The organism is Rhodanobacter sp. FW102-FHT14D06 (assembly GCF_043950705.1).
In the GTDB taxonomy this organism is placed as follows: Bacteria; Pseudomonadota; Gammaproteobacteria; order Xanthomonadales; family Rhodanobacteraceae; genus Rhodanobacter.
Genome location: NZ_CP170722.1, coordinates 2258253 through 2278928, shown reverse-complemented (window position 1 = coordinate 2278928; position 20676 = coordinate 2258253). Strand labels below are relative to the sequence as shown.

13 protein-coding genes and 2 pseudogenes are annotated in these 20676 nt (G+C 69.4%); 4 read left to right on the top strand and 11 right to left on the bottom strand.

What is annotated here, in order from left to right:
- Positions 1 to 28 precede the first annotated feature (28 nt).
- The 6 genes and pseudogenes from ACFCQI_RS10250 to ACFCQI_RS10225 all read right to left on the bottom strand — a co-directional run.
- Positions 29 to 466 (bottom strand): annotated as a pseudogene (locus ACFCQI_RS10250) (GspH/FimT family pseudopilin); the annotation flags it as partial.
- A gap of 107 nt (positions 467 to 573) precedes the next feature.
- A pseudogene (gene gspG, locus ACFCQI_RS10245) lies at positions 574 to 963 on the bottom strand (type II secretion system major pseudopilin GspG); the annotation flags it as partial.
- A gap of 277 nt (positions 964 to 1240) precedes the next feature.
- Positions 1241 to 2458 carry a type II secretion system inner membrane protein GspF gene (gspF, locus tag ACFCQI_RS10240; RefSeq protein ID WP_395116334.1) on the bottom strand — a complete coding sequence of 406 codons (1218 nt, stop codon included), beginning with the start codon at positions 2456 to 2458 and terminating at the stop codon, positions 1241 to 1243.
- 24 nt (positions 2459 to 2482) lie between these two features.
- Positions 2483 to 4213 (bottom strand): type II secretion system ATPase GspE, encoded by a 1731-nt coding sequence (gene gspE / locus ACFCQI_RS10235; protein WP_395116332.1) that lies wholly within the window; start codon positions 4211 to 4213, stop codon positions 2483 to 2485.
- A 149-nt stretch (positions 4214 to 4362) separates the two neighbouring features.
- On the bottom strand, positions 4363 to 6813 hold the full coding sequence (locus ACFCQI_RS10230; protein ID WP_395116330.1) for an ESPR-type extended signal peptide-containing protein: 2451 nt from the start codon (positions 6811 to 6813) through the stop codon (positions 4363 to 4365).
- Between the two features lie 134 nt (positions 6814 to 6947).
- Positions 6948 to 8540 carry a M4 family metallopeptidase gene (locus ACFCQI_RS10225; RefSeq protein ID WP_395116328.1) on the bottom strand — a complete coding sequence of 531 codons (1593 nt, stop codon included), beginning with the start codon at positions 8538 to 8540 and terminating at the stop codon, positions 6948 to 6950.
- Between the two features lie 205 nt (positions 8541 to 8745).
- On the opposite strand from ACFCQI_RS10225, the gene ACFCQI_RS10220 reads away from it, so the two are divergent.
- Positions 8746 to 9543: a TatD family hydrolase gene (locus ACFCQI_RS10220; protein WP_395116326.1), complete on the top strand. Its 798-nt coding sequence runs from the start codon at positions 8746 to 8748 to the stop codon at positions 9541 to 9543.
- A gap of 61 nt (positions 9544 to 9604) precedes the next feature.
- Here ACFCQI_RS10220 and ACFCQI_RS10215 read toward each other — a convergent pair whose 3' ends face one another.
- From ACFCQI_RS10215 to ACFCQI_RS10200, 4 genes are all read right to left on the bottom strand, one after another.
- On the bottom strand, positions 9605 to 10141 hold the full coding sequence (locus ACFCQI_RS10215; protein WP_395116325.1) for a pseudouridine synthase: 537 nt from the start codon (positions 10139 to 10141) through the stop codon (positions 9605 to 9607).
- A 23-nt stretch (positions 10142 to 10164) separates the two neighbouring features.
- Positions 10165 to 11124, bottom strand: a complete 960-nt coding sequence (locus ACFCQI_RS10210; RefSeq protein ID WP_395116324.1) for a class I SAM-dependent methyltransferase — start codon at positions 11122 to 11124, stop codon at positions 10165 to 10167.
- 234 nt (positions 11125 to 11358) lie between these two features.
- Complete coding sequence (locus ACFCQI_RS10205) at positions 11359 to 12471, bottom strand: S-(hydroxymethyl)glutathione dehydrogenase/class III alcohol dehydrogenase (RefSeq protein WP_395116322.1); 1113 nt, start codon at positions 12469 to 12471, stop codon at positions 11359 to 11361.
- Positions 12472 to 12544: 73 nt separating this feature from the next.
- Positions 12545 to 13465: a LysR substrate-binding domain-containing protein gene (locus tag ACFCQI_RS10200; protein ID WP_395116321.1), complete on the bottom strand. Its 921-nt coding sequence runs from the start codon at positions 13463 to 13465 to the stop codon at positions 12545 to 12547.
- Between the two features lie 108 nt (positions 13466 to 13573).
- Here ACFCQI_RS10200 and ACFCQI_RS10195 point away from each other — a divergent pair, with 108 nt between their 5' ends.
- Both ACFCQI_RS10195 and ACFCQI_RS10190 read left to right on the top strand, forming a co-directional pair.
- Complete coding sequence (locus ACFCQI_RS10195; protein ID WP_395116319.1) at positions 13574 to 13771, top strand: hypothetical protein; 198 nt, start codon at positions 13574 to 13576, stop codon at positions 13769 to 13771.
- Positions 13772 to 13873: 102 nt separating this feature from the next.
- The gene (locus ACFCQI_RS10190) at positions 13874 to 14818 is read left to right on the top strand and encodes an aldo/keto reductase (protein WP_395116317.1); all 945 of its coding nucleotides are present in this window, start codon (positions 13874 to 13876) and stop codon (positions 14816 to 14818) included.
- 18 nt (positions 14819 to 14836) lie between these two features.
- Here ACFCQI_RS10190 and ACFCQI_RS10185 read toward each other — a convergent pair whose 3' ends face one another.
- Positions 14837 to 17062, bottom strand: a complete 2226-nt coding sequence (locus ACFCQI_RS10185; protein WP_395116316.1) for an NADP-dependent isocitrate dehydrogenase — start codon at positions 17060 to 17062, stop codon at positions 14837 to 14839.
- Between the two features lie 118 nt (positions 17063 to 17180).
- Here ACFCQI_RS10185 and ACFCQI_RS10180 point away from each other — a divergent pair, with 118 nt between their 5' ends.
- Positions 17181 to 20540: an SNF2-related protein gene (locus tag ACFCQI_RS10180; protein ID WP_395116314.1), complete on the top strand. Its 3360-nt coding sequence runs from the start codon at positions 17181 to 17183 to the stop codon at positions 20538 to 20540.
- The last annotated feature ends 136 nt before the right edge of the window (positions 20541 to 20676 follow it).

The following is a 20676-nucleotide window of genomic DNA, read 5'->3' as shown; positions in this document are numbered from 1 at the left end:
CCTATTCCCGATTCCCTGTTCCCCGCCCTCATGGCTGATCCACCACCCGCACCTCGCCAGTCAGCCACGACACGTTGACGTGCCATTCGCGCTGGCCGGCTTTCAAGGTGATGCGGCCGCCGGTGGAGCTGCCGTCGGGAAAGAAGCGGATGCGGCCGGTATGGTCGTCGGGGCGGTCTTCCTTTGCGCTGGTGATGCTGACCTTGAGGCCCTTGGGCAGGGCGACGTCGCGATGGCCGGCACCCTGGTAGCTGTTGGCGCGGGTATCGACGTCGAAGACCTGCTCGTCGGCATGCACGATCGCCTGCGCCCGCGTCGCGCGCAACGCCCCGGCCAGTTCGCTGCTGGCCGCGCGCACCCGCGCCCCGGCCAGCCCCCGCGTCACCGACACCGACACCGCCACCGCCGCCAACCCGATCAGCACGATGACCACGAGCATTTCGAGGAGGGTGAAGCCGGTGGCGCGCTGCGCGCGCCGGGAATAGGGAGTGGGGAATAGGGAATAGGGAACGGCAAAAGCGCGCGAATCCGCCGCTCTTCCTATTCCCGATTCCCGATTCCCTATTCCCTGTTTCATTGCCAGTTCCCGGCATCCGCATTCAGCCCGTCGCCGCCGGGCTTGCCATCCTCGCCGTAGAAGACGAGGTCGTATTTGCCGTGCTGGCCGGGGTACTGGTAGCCGTAGTCGTGGCCGTAGGGGTCCTTCAGCTGCGACTCCTTGGCGTACGGGCCCTGCCAGTTGGGCGCGTTGCCGGGCTTTTTCACCAGGTCGACCAGCTGCTGCGGCGGCGTGCCGTTGTCGAGCATGTAGTTGTCGATGTCCTGCGACAGCGTGCTCAACTGGATCTTGCCGGTCTTGTACTTGCCCTTGTCGAAACTGGGGATGACCTTGGTGATCACCGCCACCGCCACGATGCCGATCAGCGCGATCACGGCGAGCATTTCGAGGAGGGTGAAGCCGCCGGCGCGCTGCGCGCGCCCGGGGTGCGGGAACCCCGCAAGGGGACTTCCGGACGGTCGTCGGGCATCGGGAACCGGAAAAGCGCGCGCGCGCCGGCCGTCCGCTCTTGCCCTGGTTATTACCCACCTCGAATCCCGGTTTTCAACAGACGAACGTCTGGTCATCCCGAATCCCGTCATCTTCATCACGCTTTCTCCATCATGAATTCATCGTCATGTTGCTCGTGGCGACACCCGCCGGAAGCCGCTCTTCCGATTCCCGATTCCCGATGCCCGGCCATCATTGGATGCTGCTGGTCATGCTCAGCAGCGGCAGCAGGATGGCGGCCATGATGATGCCCACCAGCACGGTCATCACGATGGTCAGCGCGGGTACCAGCGCGGCGAGCAGGCGGTCGATCGAGCGGCGCGATTCCAGTTCGAAGGTGTCGGCCACTTTCAGCAGCATGCCGTCGAGCTGGCCGGCTTCCTCGCCCACCTGCACCATCTGCAGCGCGAGGCGCGGGAACAGTTTCGACTGGCCCAGCGCAAGGCTCAGGCCGGCACCGCCCTTGACCTGTTCGTGCGCCGCACCGAGCGCCGCGTCCAGCGCAACGTTGCCGGTGACCTGGCGCGCGATGGTCAGCGCGCCGAGCAGCGGCACGCCGTTGCGCAGCAAGGTGCCCAGCGTGCGGGCGATGCGCGCGGTCTCGATCTTCAGCAGCAGCGGGCCGATCACGCGCAGCCCCAGCAGGCGCGTGTGCCAGGCCAGCCGCGTCGCCGGATCGCGCAGCCGCGCGCGCCACACCAGCCCGCCACCGATCAGCAGCACCGCGATCAGCCACCACCAGTCCGCCAGCAGGTTGCCCAGCGCCAGCACCGCCGCGGTGATCCACGGGATCGGCACCTGCATGTCCTGGAAGATCGGCACGAACTGCGGCACCACGTAGGCCAGCAGCAGCACCAGCGAACCGAGCACGCCGACCATCAGGAACGCCGGATAGATCAGCGCGTTGGTGATGCTGCCGCGCAAGGCCTGCGCGCGCTCCAGGTAGTCGGCCAGCCGGCGCAGGGTTTCCTCCAGCGAACCGCCCGCCTCGCCGGCGCGCACCAGGCTGATGTACAGGCGCGGGAACACGCCGTGCTCCTCGTCCAGCGCCGCAGACAGCGTGGTGCCGCCGCGCACGCGGTCGCGTACCCGCTCGATCAGCTTTTTCGCCGATTCGCCCTCGGGCAGGTCGAGCAGGATGGTCAGCGCGCGGTCCAGCGGCTGGCCCGCGCCGAGCAGGGTCGCCAGCTGATGGGTGAACAGCGCCAGCTGGTCGCCGGTGAACGGCCCGCGCTTGAACATGCCCGCCAGGCCACTGCCGGTCGCCGCGCCCTCCGCCGAGCGTGCCTCCAGCGGCGTGTGCCCCTGGTCCTGCAGCCGTGCGATCACCTCGTCGACGCTGCCCGCTTCCATCTGGCCCTGCAGCGTTTCGCCGGCGTCGTTGACGGCCTTGTAGCGGTATTGGCTCACGGGGCGTGCCTCGTGAGCCGGGATTCAGCCTTCCTGCGTGACACGCATCACCTCCTCCAGCGTGGTGATGCCGGCGACGGCCTTGGCGATGCCGTCCTCGTACATGGTGCGCATGCCTTCGGCGCGGGCCTGTTTCTCGATCTCGCCCTCGCTGGCGCGCTGCATCACCAGGCGACGCAGCGGGTCGCTCATGGTGAGGAACTCCATGATCGCGCGGCGGCCGCGGTAGCCGCTGGGGTTGGCCGCGCTGGTGCCGGGTTTCCACAGGCGGATCGGGCGTTCGTCGGTGTATTTCTCCAGTTCGAACTGCGCGATCACCTCGGGCAAGGCCTCGTAGGCAATCGCGGTTTCCGGATCGAGCCGGCGCACCAGGCGCTGCGCCAGGATGCCGTTGATGGTGGAGCCGAGCAGGTAATCCTCCACGCCCATGTCGAGCAGTCGGGTGACGCCGCCGGCGGCCGAGTTGGTGTGCAGCGTGGACAGCACCAGGTGGCCGGTAAGCGCGGACTGGATCGCGATGCGGCAGGTTTCCAGGTCGCGCATTTCGCCGATCATGATCACGTCCGGGTCCTGGCGCATGATCGAGCGCAGGGCGCCGGAGAAATCCAGCCCGATCTGCGGCTTCACCTGGATCTGGTTGATGCCTTCGAGCTGGTATTCGACCGGGTCCTCGACGGTGATGATCTTCACGTCGTTGGTGTTGATCTGGCTCAGCGCGGTGTACAGCGTGGTGGTCTTGCCGGAGCCCGTGGGACCGGTGACCAGCAGGATGCCGTGCGGCTTGTTCAGCACCTCGACGAAGCGCTGCTTGAAGCTGTCGGTGAAACCCAGCGACTCGAAATCGAACACCACCGATTCGCGGTCCAGGATGCGCATCACCACCGATTCGCCGAAGCTGGTCGGCACGGTGGACACGCGCAGGTCCAGCTCCTTGCCCTGCACGCGCAGCTGGATGCGACCGTCCTGCGGCAGGCGGCGCTCGGCGATGTTCAGCCGCGCCATGATCTTCACGCGCGAGATCACCGCGGCGGTCGACGACGACGGCGGCGCTTCGACTTCATGCAGGACGCCGTCGATGCGGTAGCGCACCTTCAGGCGGTTCTCGAACGGCTCGATGTGCACGTCCGAGGCGCGCTGCTCGACCGCGCGCTGCAGGATCAGGTTCACCAGCCGGATCACCGGCGCCTCGGAGGCGAGGTCGCGCAGGTGCTCGACGTCGTCCTCCTCGGCGGCGCTGCCGTCGAGGTTCTCCACGATGGTGCCCATCGCCGAACGGCCGGAGCCGTAATAGCGCTCGATCAGGCCATCGATCTCCGAACGCAGCCCCACGCGCAATGCGACAGGGCGTCCGGCGGCCAGCTCGACCGCGTGCAGCGGATACGGATCGGCCGGATCGGCCACCAGCAGGGCCAACCCGTCGCTGCCTTCCTGCACGGGCACCACATGCTGCTGCTTGAGAAAGCGCAACGAGAGTTCCAGCTCGGCCGGCGGCAATTCCGGCGCGTCGCGCGCGGCCAGCAGCGGCACCTGCAGCAGTTCGGCCCAGGCCTCGGCCAGGTCGCGTTCGGAAACCAGCCCCAACCGCGCCATCAGCGTGGTGAGCGTACCTTCGGTGGATTCCTCGTGCAGGCGCCGTGCGCGGCCCAGGTCGGAATCCTTCAGCCGGCCGCGCGCGACCAGCCAGGCGCAGACAGCGGCCTCGCGGTCATCGCCCACGCCTGCCCCGCCACCCGCCGGCTCGATGGCTGCCGACATCCGTCACCTCACGTTCAATGCATGCCCGATACGCGGCGCCCCCCGACACCGCGCGGAAAACGCCATTGGTATCACAACGGAGCCTGCGGGGCATTACCCACCGCGAAACGGGGACGGCGGGCATCAGACCGCCCGCCGTCCCCACCGTGTCACCAGCCGAAGCCGACACCCACGCCGCCGGATGCCTCGTTGCCGCTCACCGCCGCGCCGAAGGTCAGGTTGGCGCGCGGCGACAGCTGCCTCGAATAACCGACCGACAACGCCGCTTCACCGCGGTAGCCGCCCACACCCACGCCCAGCCGGTTGGGCGTGTTGATGCCCTGCGTGCTGAACGCCATCTGCGCCATCGCCGTGCCCATCGCGCCGACCTGGTCCATGCGCTTGTCGACGCCGTGGAAGCGGTCGTTCATCTGGTCGCGCAAGCCGTTCACGTCGGCGGTGGAGGCGACGTTGGCGAACTTGGCGTCGGCATAGGCGTTGGCGCTGCGCAGGGTCTGCTGCGCGTTGGCATCGGTGTAGCTCTTGGCCGTCACCAGCGCCTGCTCGACCTGGCCCACGTTGGCCGCGTCGGTGGCCTGGCTGCCGGCCGCCACGTTGGTGACCTGGCGGTTGTTCGCGGCCGTGCCCACCGACACCGTGTTGGCGCGATCGGCCAGCGAACCCTGGCCCAGCGCGACGGCGCCGGAAGCGGTCACCGAGGCGCCTTCGCCCAGCGCCACCGCGTTGGTGGCGCTCGCCGCGACCGTGCTGTTGGCGCCCACGGCGGTGCTGCCGTCGGCGTTCACCCTGGCATTGCCGCCGATCGCGGTGTCGTTCGCGCCGGCGGCCAGGCTGTCACCGCCGATCGCGGTGGCATGATCGCCACCGGCGGAGGCTGCCGAACCGATCGCCAGGCCCCTGGAGCCGGCCAGCACGTTGGCGTCGTCGCTGCCGTCGCCGACCGTATCGATCGCCACCGCGCCCAGCTCCATCGTGCTCTGCCGCAGATCGCCGATCTGCCCCTCGATGGTGGTGACGCGGCCGTCCAACGCGCCGATCGCCGCGGTGTTGGTGGTGATCGCGGCGGTATTGTCGCCCAGCGCGGTGCCGGTCAGGTCGAGTTGCGCCTGCAGCGCATTGAGCTGGTCCAGATTCACCGCATCGGTGCCCTGGGTACCGGCGGCCACGTTGGTGATCTGGCGCTCGAAGCCGGCGCTGCCCACCGACACCGTGTCGGCGCGATCGGCCAGCGACTGCGCGCCCAGCGCCACCGCGTTGTCGGCGGTGGACTGCACCCACGCGCCCGAACCCAGAGCGGTGCCGTTGACCGCGTCGGCGCCGGCCAGCCAGCCGAACGCCGCGGCATAGTCGCCGGTGGCGTAACTGCCGGCGCCCAGCGCGGTCGCGCCGACGCCCGATGCCTCGGTGAAGAACTGCCCGCCGACGGCGCTGCCACCCACGGCCACGCTCTCGTCGCCGCTGGCCGCCGAGTTCTCGCCCACCGCCACGCTGCTGGCGCCACTGGCCGCTGCACCCGTGCCGCTGGCCAGGGAGTAGTCACCGATGGCCATCGAGTTGTAGCCCAGCGCCGTGCCCAGGAAGCCCGGCGCAACGCTGTAGCCGCCCAGCGCGACCGTGCCGGCATTCAGCGCGCCGCTGTCGTAGCCCAGCGCCAGCGATTGTTCGCCAATGGCGCCGCCGTAGCCGTTGCTGTCCTGCGTACCCATGCCGATCGAGAACACGCCTTCGGCATGGCTGTCTGCGCCCAGTGCCAACGCGCCTTGCGCCAGCGCGGTGGCGTTGTTGCCTACCGCGGTGGCCGCGTCGGCGCCGGTGTAGGCCGCGCCGCCGACCGAGGTCGCGCCGGCGCCCTGCGCCCAGGCACCGTTGCCGGTGGCGGTGGCGTTGTCGCCGACGCCGACGGTCTGGTAGCCCAGCGCGATCGCGCCGCGCCCTTCGGCAGCCGCCAGCGAACCGACGGCGATGGAACCCTCACCCTGGGCTTCGGTGGCGAGGAACCCGTTGGCCGGGTCCGGATCGCCGCCGCCAATCGCGATGCCGCCGCGGTCCGATGCCTGCGCGTTGGCGCCGAGCGCCACGCTGTTGTAGCCATCCGCGCCGGAGTTGGCGCCGCCGGCGAACGCGCCCTGCCCGGTGGCGTACGCCAGCGAGCCGACCGCGGTGCTGTCGACGCCGTCCGCGCCGGCGCCGGCGCCCAACGCGGTCGCGCCATAGGCACTCGCCTCGGTGCTGTAGACCGTGCCGTCGGTATCGACATAGTCGCCGCCCACCGCCGTGGCGGAACCATCGGTGGCGCTGGCGTGGGAGCCGAATGCGCTGGCGTTGTCGCCGCTGGCGACCGCATCCACGCCGCAGACGAAGGCGCCGTCGCCGGTGGGCGTGGCCGGCACCGTGGTGGTGATGCCGTCGACGGTGTAGGTGCAGCTCGCGGCTGCGGTCTGCGCGTGGATCGTCAGCGGCGCCAGCGCCAGTGCCAGCACGCCGGCGGCGACCAGGCGCAGGCGCGAACCGCCGCGACGGCCGCGCCGCGAGGCCAGCTCCGATACCACCACCACCGCGCCCAGCGCGGCATTCCATATCTTGCTGTAGACCGTGTTCATGATTTTGAGATTCCTGTGCGGCGCCGCCCGCGCGACGATGCGCGTGGCGGTGCCTGGCGTGTGATGTGCAGCCACCGGGGCGTGCGGCTTGCGCCGGTCACGCCCGGTGGCGGATTCGGCCCGAACGGGCCGGTTCAGGGTGCGGCGCAGGCCACGTCCACTGCGTTGAAGGCAGCGGCCACGTCGGCCTCGGCATAGCCACGGTCGGTGGCGGCCTGTTCCACTCCGCAGGCGCCGCCGTCGAAGGTTTCCTGCGGACTCCAGTACAGCGCATTGGCGTCGTGGAACACCTCGAACGCCTTGCGCGTGTTCCAGCCGCTGGTCTTGGCCAGCAGGCAGAACGCGCGGTTGTACACGCCGCTGCTGTAATGAACGTCGAGCGAGTCGTTGTAATCGCGCGCGCTGTCGATGGACGCACCATCGTTGCTCGGCGTGCACATGTCGCGCAGCGCCGCCATGCCCAGCAGCGGCACCGTGGCCGGCTTGACCATGTCCGCGCCGACCATGAAGTCGTTACTGCCGCGGTCGAAGTACTTCACCGCCTCGCCGGCCATGTCGGAGAACGCCTCGTTCATGCCGCCGGACTGGCCGGTGTATTCCAGCCCCGAATGCTGCTCGGTGAAGCCGTGGCTGATCTCGTGCCCGGTCACGTCCAGCACCACGAAGGGGAAGAAGTACTGGTCGCCGTCGCCGAACACCATCTCGCGGCCGTCCCAGAACGCGTTCTCGTAGTTGGTGCCGTAGTGCACCCACATCGACAGCTGCATCGCCGAGCCGTCGGTGTTCTTCAGCGGTGGCTCGCCGAACCAGGTCGAGTACATGTCGTGCACCACGCCGCCGAAATGATGCGCATCGTTGATCGGCGAATATGCGCCGTTGATCGCGTCGCCCTGGCTCACCCACAGCGCCGGATTGCTGCCGGCACAGCCGAACGACCACTGCGTGACGCGCTGGCCGCCGGCCAGGTTGTAGGTGGCCACGTCGGCGTCCTGCAGGTAGCACACGCTGCCGATGCGCACCGCATCGAGGCGCTCGCGACCCGGGCCGGAGTTGTCGTAGTTGTACGAGCCGGTCAGCGCGTTGCCGCCCGGGCCGGTGGCGGTGACCGCGACCGGCGTGCTGCCGCCGCCCGGCGGACGCCGGCCGTGGGCGAGCCCGTCCCACTGCTTGAGCACGGCGCCGGTGTCGGCGTCGACGATCGCGGTCGGTCGCGACGGCTGGCCGTGGTTGTCCAGCACGTAGGACACGCGATAGGTCAGCCGCGGCGCGCGACCGGCCTGCGGGTAGACGAACAGCTCGCTGTCGACATTGCGTGCCGCCAGGCCGGTATCGCCCATGTGCCGGCGCAGCGCGGCGGTAGCGGCGGCGGCCGTCAGCCGCGGCTGCGCCGAAGCGAGTTGCGCGCCGATGTCGCGCTCGGCCGAGCCCGCCACCGACAGCACCGCGCCGCGCGTGTCGCGTTCCACCACCACGCTGCGGCCGTAAACCGGCACGCCGCGCCAGGTCTGCCGCTCGCGCGATTTCAGCGTGCCGTGCGCGGTGCGCAGCTGGCGATCCGCCTGGAACGAGGCGTCCGTCCCCAGGCCCAGTCGGTTCACCAGCGTTGCAGGCGCGATCCGGCCCATCGCACCGGCGCGAATGTGCAGCGGCGCTGCGGCCATGCACGACGCGGCGGTGGCGCCACCCAGGGCCAGGACCAGGGCAGCGACGAGTTTCTTGTTGAGCATTTCCATCCCCCAAAACATTCAGACGATCTGCCGTGGCGGCGCGCAGGCGCCGCAGCACGGTCAGCTGGATTCCGCCGCCCTCCCCGGAGCGGCGAATCGGCGACCGTAGGTGAGCAGTGCGCGGCCCGTCAATTGGAAAAATTCCGAGAACCTGTCCAAACTCGTGTTCTTTCGTCGCCCATTTCACGCTTCCCGCAGGCCTTTCATGCAGCTCATCGACATCGGCGCCAATCTCGGCCACGAATCGTTCCGGCACGACTTCGACGCCATGCTGGCGCGTGCGCAGGAGCACGGCGTGAGCCGGATGATCGTGACCGGCGCCTCTGCCGCCGGCAGCCGCCACGCACTGGCCCTGGCACACGACCACGCCGGCCGCCTGTTCGCCACCGCCGGCGTGCATCCGCACCACGCGATCGACTTCGACGACGCCACCGAGGCGCTGCTGCGCGAGCTGGCGCGCGACCCGGCGGTGCGCGCGGTCGGCGAAACCGGGCTGGACTACAACCGCAACTACTCGCCGCGCGAGGTCCAGCTGGCCGTGTTCGAGCGCCAACTGCGGATCGCGGCGGATGTGCACAAGCCGCTGTTCCTGCATCAGCGCGATGCGCACGACGATTTCGTCGCGCTGCTGCGGCGCTGGCGCGACAAGGTGCCCGGCGCGGTGGTGCACTGCTTCACCGACACCGGCGAGGCGCTGCGCGACTACCTCGCACTGGATTGCCACATCGGGATCACCGGCTGGATCTGCGACGAACGCCGCGGCACCCACCTGCGCGAGCTGGTGCGCGAGATCCCCGCGCACCGCCTGATGATCGAGACCGACGCGCCCTACCTGCTGCCACGCACGGTGCGTCCGTCGCCGGCGCATCGGCGCAACGAGCCGATGTACCTGAGGCACATCTGCGAGGAGATCGCCCGCGACCGCGGCGAGAGTCCGGAAGTCACCGCCGCGAACAGCACGGCGACCGCCGAGGCGTTCTTCGGATTGCCGCCGCTGGCGTAGGGCGGCACTGCCCGCCGGATTCCGCGTCCCGAAGAGTGAAGAGCGGCGGGCAGCGCCCGCCCTACACCGTCAGCACGCGCGACTCGCCGGGGGCCAGGCCATCCAGCGCGTGGTCGCCGACGCGCACGCGGATCAGCCGCAAGGTCGGAAAGCCGACCGCGGCGGTCATGCGACGCACCTGACGGTTGCGGCCTTCGCGCAGGGTGAGGCTGAGCCAGCTGGTGGGGATCGCCTGGCGGAAGCGCACCGGCGGGTCGCGCGGCCACAGCCAGTCCGGTTCGGCGGCGAAGGCGGCCTCGGCCGGCAGGGTCGGGCCGTCGTTCAATCTCACGCCACGGCGCAGCGCGGCCAGCGCGGCCTCGTCGATGCAACCTTCGACCTGGGCCAGATAGGTCTTGGCCTGCTTGTGGCGCGGGTCGGTGAGCCGGTGCGCGAGTGCGCCGTCGTCGGTGAGCAGCAGCAGACCTTCACTGTCGCGATCCAGCCGTCCAGCCGCATAGACGTCCGTTTGCGCGACGTAATCGGCCAGCGTGGCGCGGCCTTCGCGGTCGGTGAACTGGCAGAGCACGCCGTACGGCTTGTTGAGCGCCAGCAGCATGACGGGTGCAGCGACCGCCCGGATTACCGGGCGGACGTGGCGGCGGCAGTGGCGGCACTCGTCGGCGCGGTCGGCTTGACGAAGCGCAGCGTCATGCGATCCGACTCGCCGATGGCCTGGTACTTCGCCCGATCCTGCTCGCCCAGGGTGAGCGTGGGCGGCAGCGTCCACACGCCCTTGGGATGGTCGTGCGTGTCCTGCGGGTTGGCGTTGACCTCGCTGCTGCCGTCGAGCACGAAACCAGCCTCGACGGCCAGCTTCACCACGTAGTCGGTGGGCAGGTAGCCGCTGCCCTTCACCGATTCGAGGCTGGCACCCGGCGCGGCGCGATGGTCGGCCACGCCCAGCACGCCGCCGGGCCGCAGCACCGCGAAGAACGCCTTGAACATGGCCGGCGCGGTACCTGCCTGGACCCAGTTGTGAACATTGCGGAAGGTCAGCACCGTGTCCGCCGAGGCGGGCGGGCCGAACACCGGCGCGTGCGGATCGAACTCGATGATTTTCGCGTTGCCGTAGTGCGCCGGATCGGCGGCGAACAGGCGATGCAGCGCGCTGTCGTCGCGGCGCGCCTCGGCGTCGCGGCGCGGCGCCGTCACTGCGGCGATGTAGTGGCCGTTGTCGTTGAGCAGCGGCGCCAGGATCTCGCTGTACCAGCCACCGCCGGGGGTGATCTCGATCACCGTCTGGTCCGGCTGCACGCCGAAGAACTGCAAGGTCGCCTTGGGATGGCGATAGACGTCACGCGCACGGTTGGCCGGCGAACGCCAGCTGCCCGCCAGCACCTGGTCCAGTTGCGAGGCGGTGAAATCGCTGGCGCTGGTCGGCGGCACCAGCGCATCGGCCGGCTGGTCCGCTTCGGTGGAGGCGCCCGGCGCCACCTGTTGCGCACATGCCGGCAGCGCCAGCGCGGCGATCAGCAGCCAGGCGAAACGCGGCCGCGATCGTGCGCGGGACGAAGAGTTGGCGGGATTCGCTTGGTTCATCGTTGACTCCCTGGCCCGCAGGCCGTCCGGACGCGATGCTGTGGTGGTTCGAATGCGCCACACGACTGCCCGCCTCCGGCCGAGGCCGTCGCGGGGCAGGTGGAGCACAAAGCGGTTGATGGCGGCCAATATGGCGGAAAGACCGTGCAGACCAGGTGGACAGGTGGAAGCGAGCCGTGCGCCCGCCCCTCTCGCGCACCCATTCTACGGCATCCCGCAGCCCGCAAGAACGGCTCAGTAATGGATCACCGAGCGGATCACCTTGCCGCCGTGCATCAGCTCGAACGCCTCGTTGATGCGCTCCAGCGGCAGCACCTGGCTGATCATCTCGTCGATGTGGATCTCGCCAGCCAGGTAGCGGTCGACGTAGCCGGGCAGTTGCGAGCGACCCTTGACGCCGCCGAACGCCGAGCCGCGCCACACCCGGCCGGTGACCAGCTGGAACGGCCGCGTGCTGATCTCCTGGCCCGCGCCGGCCACGCCGATGATGATCGACTCGCCCCAGCCCTTGTGGCAGCACTCCAGCGCCGCGCGCATCACGTGCACGTTGCCGATGCACTCGAACGAGTAGTCCACGCCGCCATCGGTGAGCTCGACGATGACCTGCTGGATCGGCGTGTCGGGGTAGTCGGCCACGTTGATGCAGTCGGTGGCGCCAAGCGCCTTGGCCATCGCGAATTTTTCCGGGTGGCGGTCGATCGCGATGATGCGTCCGGCCTTGGCCATCACCGCGCCCTGCACCACCGACAGGCCGATGCCGCCCAGGCCGAACACCGCGACGGAGGCGCCGGGTTCCACTTTCGCCGTATTGAGCACCGCGCCGATGCCGGTGGTGATGCCGCAGCCGAGCAGGCAGACCTTTTCCAGCGGCGCGGCCTTGTTGATCTTCGCCAGCGAGATTTCCGGCAGCACGGTGTACTCGCTGAACGTGCTGGTGCCCATGTAGTGCAGCAGCGGCTTGCCGTCGAGCGAGAACCGCGAGGTGCCGTCGGGCATCAGGCCCCGGCCCTGGGTGACGCGGATCTTCTGGCACAGGTTGGTCTTGCCCGAGCGGCAGAACTTGCACTCGCCGCACTCGGGCGTGTACAGCGGAATCACGTGGTCGCCGACCTTGAGCGAGGTCACGCCCGCGCCGACTTCCTCGACGATGCCGCCGCCCTCGTGGCCGAGGATCACCGGGAACTGCCCTTCCGGATCGTCGCCGGACAAGGTGAACGCATCGGTGTGGCACACGCCGGTGGCGACGATGCGCACCAGCACCTCGCCCGCCTTCGGGCCGGCCACGTCGACCTGTTCGATGGAGAGCGGCTGGCCGGCGGCCCAGGCGACGGCGGCGCGTGATTTCATGGTTCGACTCCTCGCAATGGATCGGCAATGACCCGCGATGATGGCCTGTTTTCAGCCACTTTGCGCAACTGCGTCAATCGACCGCCAGGTCGTCGGGCCGGAAGCTCGACATCTGCCCCCGGTATTCGGCCGCCTCCGCCAGCAGCCAGTCGCGGAAGCGCTGCAGGCCGCGGTGCTCCTGCGAGCGCGGCGGATACACCAGCCAATAGGCCTCCTTCACCGCCAGGTAGCTGTTGCCCAGCACCTGCAGGCGGCCGGCGTCGATCAGCGACTTCGACGTCACCATCCGCCCCAGCGCCACGCCGAGACCCTCCAGCGCCGCATGGCGCAGCGCGTCGAGGCTGTCGAACTGCGCCACGTAGCGTTTCGGCGGCGTGCCGCCGGTGCGGCCGAACCAGTCGCTCCAGCGGGTCGATTCGCCGGGCTCGCCGAGCAGTGGCCAGCGCGACAAATCGTGCGGATCGACGCCGGCCATCCGCGCGACCAGTGCGGGCGCGGCCACCGGTGCGATCCATTCGCCGAACAGCCTTTCGCAGAGGAGCTCCGGCCACTGGCCGCGGCCGTAACGCAGCGCCACGTCCACCGGTTCGCGCGCGAAGTTCACCAGGGTCGAACCGGATTGCAGGCTGAGCTCCAGCTCCGGATACGCAGCGACCAGTTTCGGCAACCGCGGCACCAGCCAGCTCGACATGATGCCGGGGCTGGCGCTGAGCGTGAGCGCGTCGTGGTGGCGCGTGCGATAGGCGCCGAGCGCGTGCTCGATGCCGTCGACGTGCTCGCCCACCGCTTCCAGCAAACAGTTGCCGTCGACGGTCAGCGTCACCCCGCGCGGCCCGCGCTCGAACAGGCGCCGATCCAGCCGCTCCTCCAGCTGTTTCATCTGATGGCTGAGCGCGCTGACGGTGAGGTTCGCCTCGCGCGCCGCGCGCGACAGATTGCCCTGGCGGGCGATCAGCACGAACTGTTGCAGCAGTCCCAGCGGCAGCTTGCCCATCTTGAATATCTCTCAAGTCTGGCTTGCGAATATATCGCTTTTTGGCGCTTGTCCGCGCGCGTATCTTGAGCACACCCCAAGCCTGACACCCTCCCGAGGAGGCACCCCATGAGCTCGATCTGGAAAGATCTGCTGTTCCTGCACGGCCACCTGCTGCACAAGGACGACCTCGAATGGCGCACGGAAACACCGGCCGCCGACACCGGCGACACCGAGGCCGTCGAAGCACCCGTCAGCCGCGACGCCAAGGCCGCGGCACTGGCCTGCTGCGCCGCCGTGTGGCCGCGCATCGTGGCGCCGCACTAGCCATCCGCGGCTTGAATGCGGTCTGGAATGCACCATGTGAATGAAGGTGCGCGACAACCGTCGCGCGCCTTTTTCCATGCTCGTTACCAGGAGAGGCGTTCCATGCAACAGCGGTCACTCGGCGGCACCTCCCTTTCGATCGCGCCGCTCGCCTTCGGCAGCAACGTCTTCGGCTGGACGGTGGACGAGCCGCGCGCGTTCGAGCTGCTGGACGCCTTCGTCGATGGCGGCGGCAACCTGATCGACACCGCCGACGTCTACCCGGCATGGGTGCCGGGCAACCACGGCGGCGAGTCGGAGACCATCATCGGCAAGTGGCTGCGGCGCAGCGGCAAGCGCGACCAGGTGGTGATCGCCAGCAAGGTCGGCAAATGGACGCGGCACCGCGGGCTGGCGCCGGTGAACCTGCAGCAGGCGGTGGAGGGTTCGCTGCAGCGGCTGCAGACCGATCACATCGACCTGTATTTCGCGCACGAGGACGACGCCAGCGTGCTGCTGGCCGACACCCTGGGCGGCTTCGCGCGACTCATCGAGCAGGGCAAGGTGCGCGCGATCGGCGCCTCCAACTACAGCGCCGAACGCTTCGCCGACGCACTGGCCGTATCCAAGCAGCACAACCTGCCGCGCTACGACGTGCTGCAGCCGGAATACAACCTGGTCAGCCGCCGCGGCTACGAGGCCGAACTGGAGCCGCTGATCCGCCGCGAAAACATCGGCGTGATCTGCTACTACGCGTTGGCCAGCGGTTTCCTCAGCGGCAAGTACCGCCAGGCGGCCGACCTCGCCGGCCATCCGGCACGCAGCGGTGGCGTGCGCGCCCACCTCAATCCGCGCGGACTCGGCGTGCTGGCTGCGCTGGACGCGGTGGCCGCCGCCCATCACGCCACGCCGGCCCAGGTGGCGTTGGCCTGGCTGATGGCGCGCCCAGGCATCAGTGCGCCGATCGCCAGCGCCACCAGCGTGACGCAATTGAACGAACTGCTCGGAGCCTTGCGGCTCTCGCTGCGCGCCGACGAGATCGCGGCGCTGGATCAGGCCAGCGCCTGATCCGCCGCGATCACGCCATCACGCGGACAACAACCCCAGCGCCGTGTTGAGCGTGGCGCTGGGCCGCATCGCCGCGCCGGCCTTCATCCGGTCCGGGTGGTAATAGCCGCCGATGTCGACCGGCTTGCCCTGCACGCGGGCGAGCTCGTCGACGATGGTCGCCTCGTTCTCCGTCAGCGCCTTGGCCAGCGGCGCGAACCTCGCCTTCAGCGCGGCGCTCACGTCCTGCGCCGCCAGCGCCTGTGCCCAGTACATGGCGAGGTAGAAGTGGCTGCCGCGGTTGTCGATGCCGCCGACCTTGCGCGAGGGCGACTTGTCGGTGTCGAGGAACTTGCCGTTGGCCTGGTCCAGCGTCTTGGCCAGCACGTCGACCTCGGCGTTGCCGTGGCGGTTGCCGAGGTGTTCCAGCGAGGCGGCCAGCGCGAGGAACTCGCCGAGCGAATCCCAGCGCAGGTAGTTCTCTTCCAGGAACTGCTGCACGTGCTTCGGTGCCGAGCCGCCGGCACCGGTCTCGAACAGGCCGCCGCCGGCCATCAGCGGCACGATCGACAGCATCTTCGCGCTGGTGCCCAGCTCCATGATCGGGAACAGGTCGGTGAGGTAGTCGCGCAGCACGTTGCCGGTGACCGAGATCGTGTCCAGGCCCTGGCGGATGCGCTCGAGCGAAAACTTCGTGGCCGCCACCGGATCCATGATGCGGATGTCCAGGCCGCTGGTGTCGTGGTCCTTCAGGTAGCGCTCGACCTTGGCGATCACCTGGCGGTCGTGCGCACGCTGCGGGTCCAGCCAGAACACCGCCGGCGTGTGCCGCGCGCGGCTCACCGCCAGCTTCACCCAGTCCTGGATCGGCGCATCTTTCGTCTGGCACATGCGCCAGATGTCGCCGGCTTCCACGTCATGCTGCAGCAGCACCTTGCCGGCCTCGTCGATCACCTTCACCACGCCGTCGCCAGCGATCTGGAAGGTCTTGTCGTGCGAGCCGTATTCCTCGGCCGCCTGCGCCATCAGGCCCACGTTCGGCACGCTGCCCATGGTGGCCGGATCGAACGCGCCATGCGCCTTGCAGTCCTCGATGGTGGCCTGGTAGACGCCGGCGTAGCTGCGGTCGGGGATCACCGCCACGATGTCCTGCAGCTCGCCCTTCGCGTTCCACATCTTGCCGGAGTCGCGAATCATCGCCGGCATCGAGGCGTCGATGATCACGTCGCTGGGCACGTGCAGGTTGGTGATGCCCTTGTCGGAGTTCACCATCGCCAGCGCAGGACGCTGCGCGTACTCGGCATCGAGGTCGGCCCTGATCGCCGCCTGGGTCGCCTCCGGCAGACTGCCGAAGCGCGCGTACAGATCGCCGATGCCGTTGTTCGGGTTGAAGCCGGCCTGCTTCAGCGCGTCGGCATGCTTGACCAGCACGTCCTTGTAGAACTCGCCCACCGCCACGCCGAACATGATCGGGTCGGAGACCTTCATCATGGTCGCCTTGAGGTGCAGCGAGAACAATACGCCCTGCTTCTTTGCGTCGGCGATCTGCGCGTCGATGAACGCGGCCAGCGCGCGGCGCGACATCACCGCCGCGTCGATGATCTCGCCGGCAAGCAGCGTCGTCTTCGGCTTCAGCACGACCTGGCTGCCGTCCTTGCCGAACCACTCGATGCGCACGCTGCCGGCATGCTCCACCGTCACGGATTTCTCGCTGCCGTAGAAATCGCCGCCGTCCATGTGCGCCACGCGGGTCTTCGAATCCGCGCTCCACGCGCCCATCCGGTGCGGATGCTTGCGCGCGTAGTTCTTCACGGAAACCGGCGCGCGGCGGTCGGAGTTGCCCTCGCGCAGCACCGGGTTCACCGCGCTGCCCTTGACCCGGTCGTAGCGCGCCTTGATGTCTTTCTCGTCGGCGTCCTTCGGCTCGTCGGGATAATCCGGAAGCGCGTAGCCCTGGCCCTGCAATTCCCTGATCGCGGCCTTCAGCTGCGGCATCGAGGCGCTGATGTTGGGCAGCTTGATGATATTCGCCTCCGGCGTGGTGGCCAGGCGGCCCAGCTCGGCGAGGTCGTCGGCGATGCGCTGGTCCTCGCGCAGGCGCTCGGGGAACAGCGCGATGATGCGCCCGGCCAGCGAGATGTCGCGCGTCTCCACCGCGATGCCGGCGGTGCCGGCGAAGGCAGCGATGATCGGCAGCAGCGACTGCGTGGCGAGGAACGGGGCTTCGTCGGTCAGCGTGTAGATGATGCTGGGTGTCTGGGACATGGCGTGCGGGGGTTCCCTGGCAAGGGCGGCAAAACCGCGGATGGCAATGCTCCATTGTCGCGCGAATGCCGGCATGGAGCCACCGACGGCATCGCCGGCATGCAAGAATCCTCACTACATGCACGACGAACTTGCCCACCTGCTGCAGCGCGCCGAGTGGCGCTCGAACTTCGACGACCGCACGCTGGAACGCGCCCGCACCTACGCCCGCGACGGCAGCGTGTCGAACCTGCGCGGCCGTATCGAGGGCGACGCCCACGTGCTCACCGCGCAGGTCGCCGGCAGCCACGGCGAGCGATACGACTGCCGGGCGGATGTGAATGACCACGGCAAATGGCTGACTGTGGACACCGACTGCAGCTGCCCGGTCGGCGTCGACTGCAAGCATGCCGCCGCCATGCTGATGCTGGCGGCCGGCGAGAACGCGACAACGGCAGCGCCTGCCGAGCCCGCCTGGCTGCGCGACTTGCGCGCCGACACGCCAAGACCGGGCAGTGGCAAATCCGCGCTGGCATCCTGGGAAGACTGGCTGCGCAGCCTGCAGCCGCCCGCCGCCAGCCACCAGGCCGAACCGGAGCGTCGCTTCGGCGTGATCCTGCGCGGCGACGGCACGATGCCGACCGCGCGGCTGCTGGCCTGGCCAGCCTGGCTGCGTCCGTCGAAGCGGCAAAGCGGCAACGGACTGGTCGACCCGCAGCCCTTGCAACTGGACGACCGCCACGGCGCCGTGCCCACGCCGGTCGGCGGCTGGCCGCCCGCGGCCGCGGCCGCCCTGGTCACCCTGGTGCAGCGCCAGTACGTGCCGGTCGGCAGCCAGCGCTGGGCACCGATCCGTGCCGTCCACGAAGAGCAGGCGCTGGAATACCTGCTGGCGCACTTCCCGGTCTGGTTCGAGCGTGGCTCGACGCCGCTGCAGCGTGCCGAACCGCAATCCCTGCAGCTGTACTGGCACGAGGCCGCCGACGGCAGCCAGCAATTGCGCGCACGGATCGACGCCGACGGCAGCGTGCTGCTGCGCGGCGCCGGCCTGTGGTACGTACAGCCCGCGCAGGGGCGCTACGGCCGCGTCGATGGCGATCCGCACCTGCTCGGCCGCCTGGCACATGCGCCCGTGCTGCAGCCACCGCAAGTCGCGGCCCTGCGCCAGCGACTGCAGCGCGGCGGCCTGCCGCAGGCCCTGCCCAGCCCGATCGACCGCGGCCCGGCCGAGGTCGTGCGCGCGCGCCCGCAGCCGGTATTGCGCCTGCGCGCCATCACGCTGGTCAAATGGGGCGGGAAATCGCACGACATCGGCATCGCGCGTTTCGACGTCGACTATGCCGGCGCACGCCTGCCGCCAGCCAGCGGCAGGACTGCCGTCGAACGAAGCTTGCACGACGGCCGCCTGCGCGAGATCCATCGCGACCCAGCCGCCGAACAACAGGCAGCGCGGCGGCTGGAACAGCTCGGCGCCATGCGCTGCGGCCCGGCCCTGTACGACTACGCCACCCGCGGCCATGACTTCGCCGCCAACGACGTCCTGCTGCGCCCCCATCCGCGCAAACCGCCATTGGCGCCGCACGACTGGCGCGACGCCGTCGAGCGGTTCGCCGCCGCCGGCTTCCGCATCGAGTACGAAGCCGGTTTCCCGCACGATGAACTGGTCGACATCGAGGCCTGGCACGCCGACATCGAGGCCAGCGGCAACGCCTGGTTCGACGTCACGCTCGGCATCGACATCGGCGGCCAGCGCATCGACCTGCTGCCGATACTGCGCCGCGTGCTGGCCGACCCGGCCTTTCCCCGCGTCGCCCCCGCGCGCGAAAGCAAGCGCGCCGTCTGGCGCGTGACGGTGGACGAGAAGCGCAGCGTCGAGATTCCGCTGGCACGCCTGCGCGCGCTGATCGAGCCGTTGCTGGAATGGCTCGAAGGCGATGGCGCGCTGCGCCTGCACCGCAGCCAGGCGCGCAGCCTGCAGGCATTGGCCGACGACGCCCAGCTCCGCTGGCGCGGCGGCGATGCACTGCGTGCGCAGCTCGACCTGCTTGCCGGCGCCGCGCGCAGCGCCGAGGCGCCGAAAGGCTTCAAGGCCGCCCTGCGCCCCTACCAGCGCGACGGACTGGCGTGGCTGGACTTCCTTGGCGCGGCCGGGCTCGGCGGCATCCTCGCCGACGACATGGGCCTGGGCAAGACCGTGCAGGTGCTGGCGCACATCCTCGGCGAGAAGCAGCGCGGCCGACTGGATGCGCCGGCACTGGTGGTGGCGCCGACCAGCCTGGTCGGCAACTGGCAAGCCGAGGCCGCGCGCTTCGCCCCCGCGCTGCGGGTGCTGGTGATCCACGGCGCCGACCGCGCCGACCGCTACGACGCGATCGCTGCGCACGATCTGGTCATCACCACCTATCCGCTGCTGCCGCGCGACCGCGACAAGCTGGTGGAGGCACGTTTTGCGCTGCTGGTGCTGGACGAAGCGCAGGCGATCAAGAACGCCGCCAGCCAGGCCGCCCAGGTCGTACGTGAGATTCCCGCCACACGCCGCCTCGCCATGACCGGCACCCCACTGGAGAACCACCTGGGCGAACTGTGGGCGCAGTTCGACGCGGTGGAACCGGGCCTGCTCGGCAGCCAGCGCCAGTTCGCCCGGCTGTACCGCACGCCGATCGAAAAACACGGCGACGCCGATCGCCGGCAACGGCTCAACCGGCGCATCGGCCCGCTGCTGCTGCGCCGGCGCAAGGACGACGTGCTCACCGACCTGCCACCCAAGACCGAGATCGTGCGCACGCTGGAGCTCGAAGGCGAGCAGCGCGCACTGTACGAAACCCTGCGCCTGGCCCAGCACGAACGCGTGCGCCAGGCGGTGGCCGAACGCGGCCTGGCGCAAAGCGGCATCGTCGTGCTGGACGCCCTGCTGAAACTGCGCCAGGCCTGCTGCGACCCACGCCTGGTCAAGCTCGCCAGCGCGAAGAAGGTCAAGACAAGCGCCAAGCTCGACGCCCTGCTGGAATTGCTCGACGGCCTGCTCGCCGACGGCCGCCGCGTACTGCTGTTCTCGCAGTTCACCGAAATGCTGGCACTGATCGAAACCGCGCTCGCCAAACGCAAGCTGCCGTTCCAGACCCTCACCGGGCAGACCCCGGCGCGCGAACGCACCGCCATGGTCAAGCGCTTCCAGCAAGGCAGCGTGCCGCTGTTCCTGATCAGCCTGAAAGCCGGCGGCACCGGCCTCAACCTCACCGCCGCCGACACCGTGATCCACTACGACCCGTGGTGGAACCCCGCCGTGGAAGCCCAGGCCACCGACCGCGCTCACCGCATCGGCCAGGACAAGCCGGTGTTCGTCTACCGCCTGATCTGCGCCGGTACCGTCGAGGAAAAAATCCAGGCCATGCAAGACCGCAAGGCCGAACTGGCCCGCGCCGTGCTCGAAGGCGGCGGCGCCAGCACGCGCCTGCGGTTCGACGAGAGGGATCTGGAGGCGTTGTTTGGGGGGATGTAGCTACAAATGCGATGAAGAAATGCACGAACCTCGTTCCCTGCTGAGGTTCGTGCGCTTACTTGGGCGGTGCCCGACTGTCATCCTGTAGTCAAGTGTCAAGGGCTACCGCCCATTATTGCCTATCGGCGTACTCACA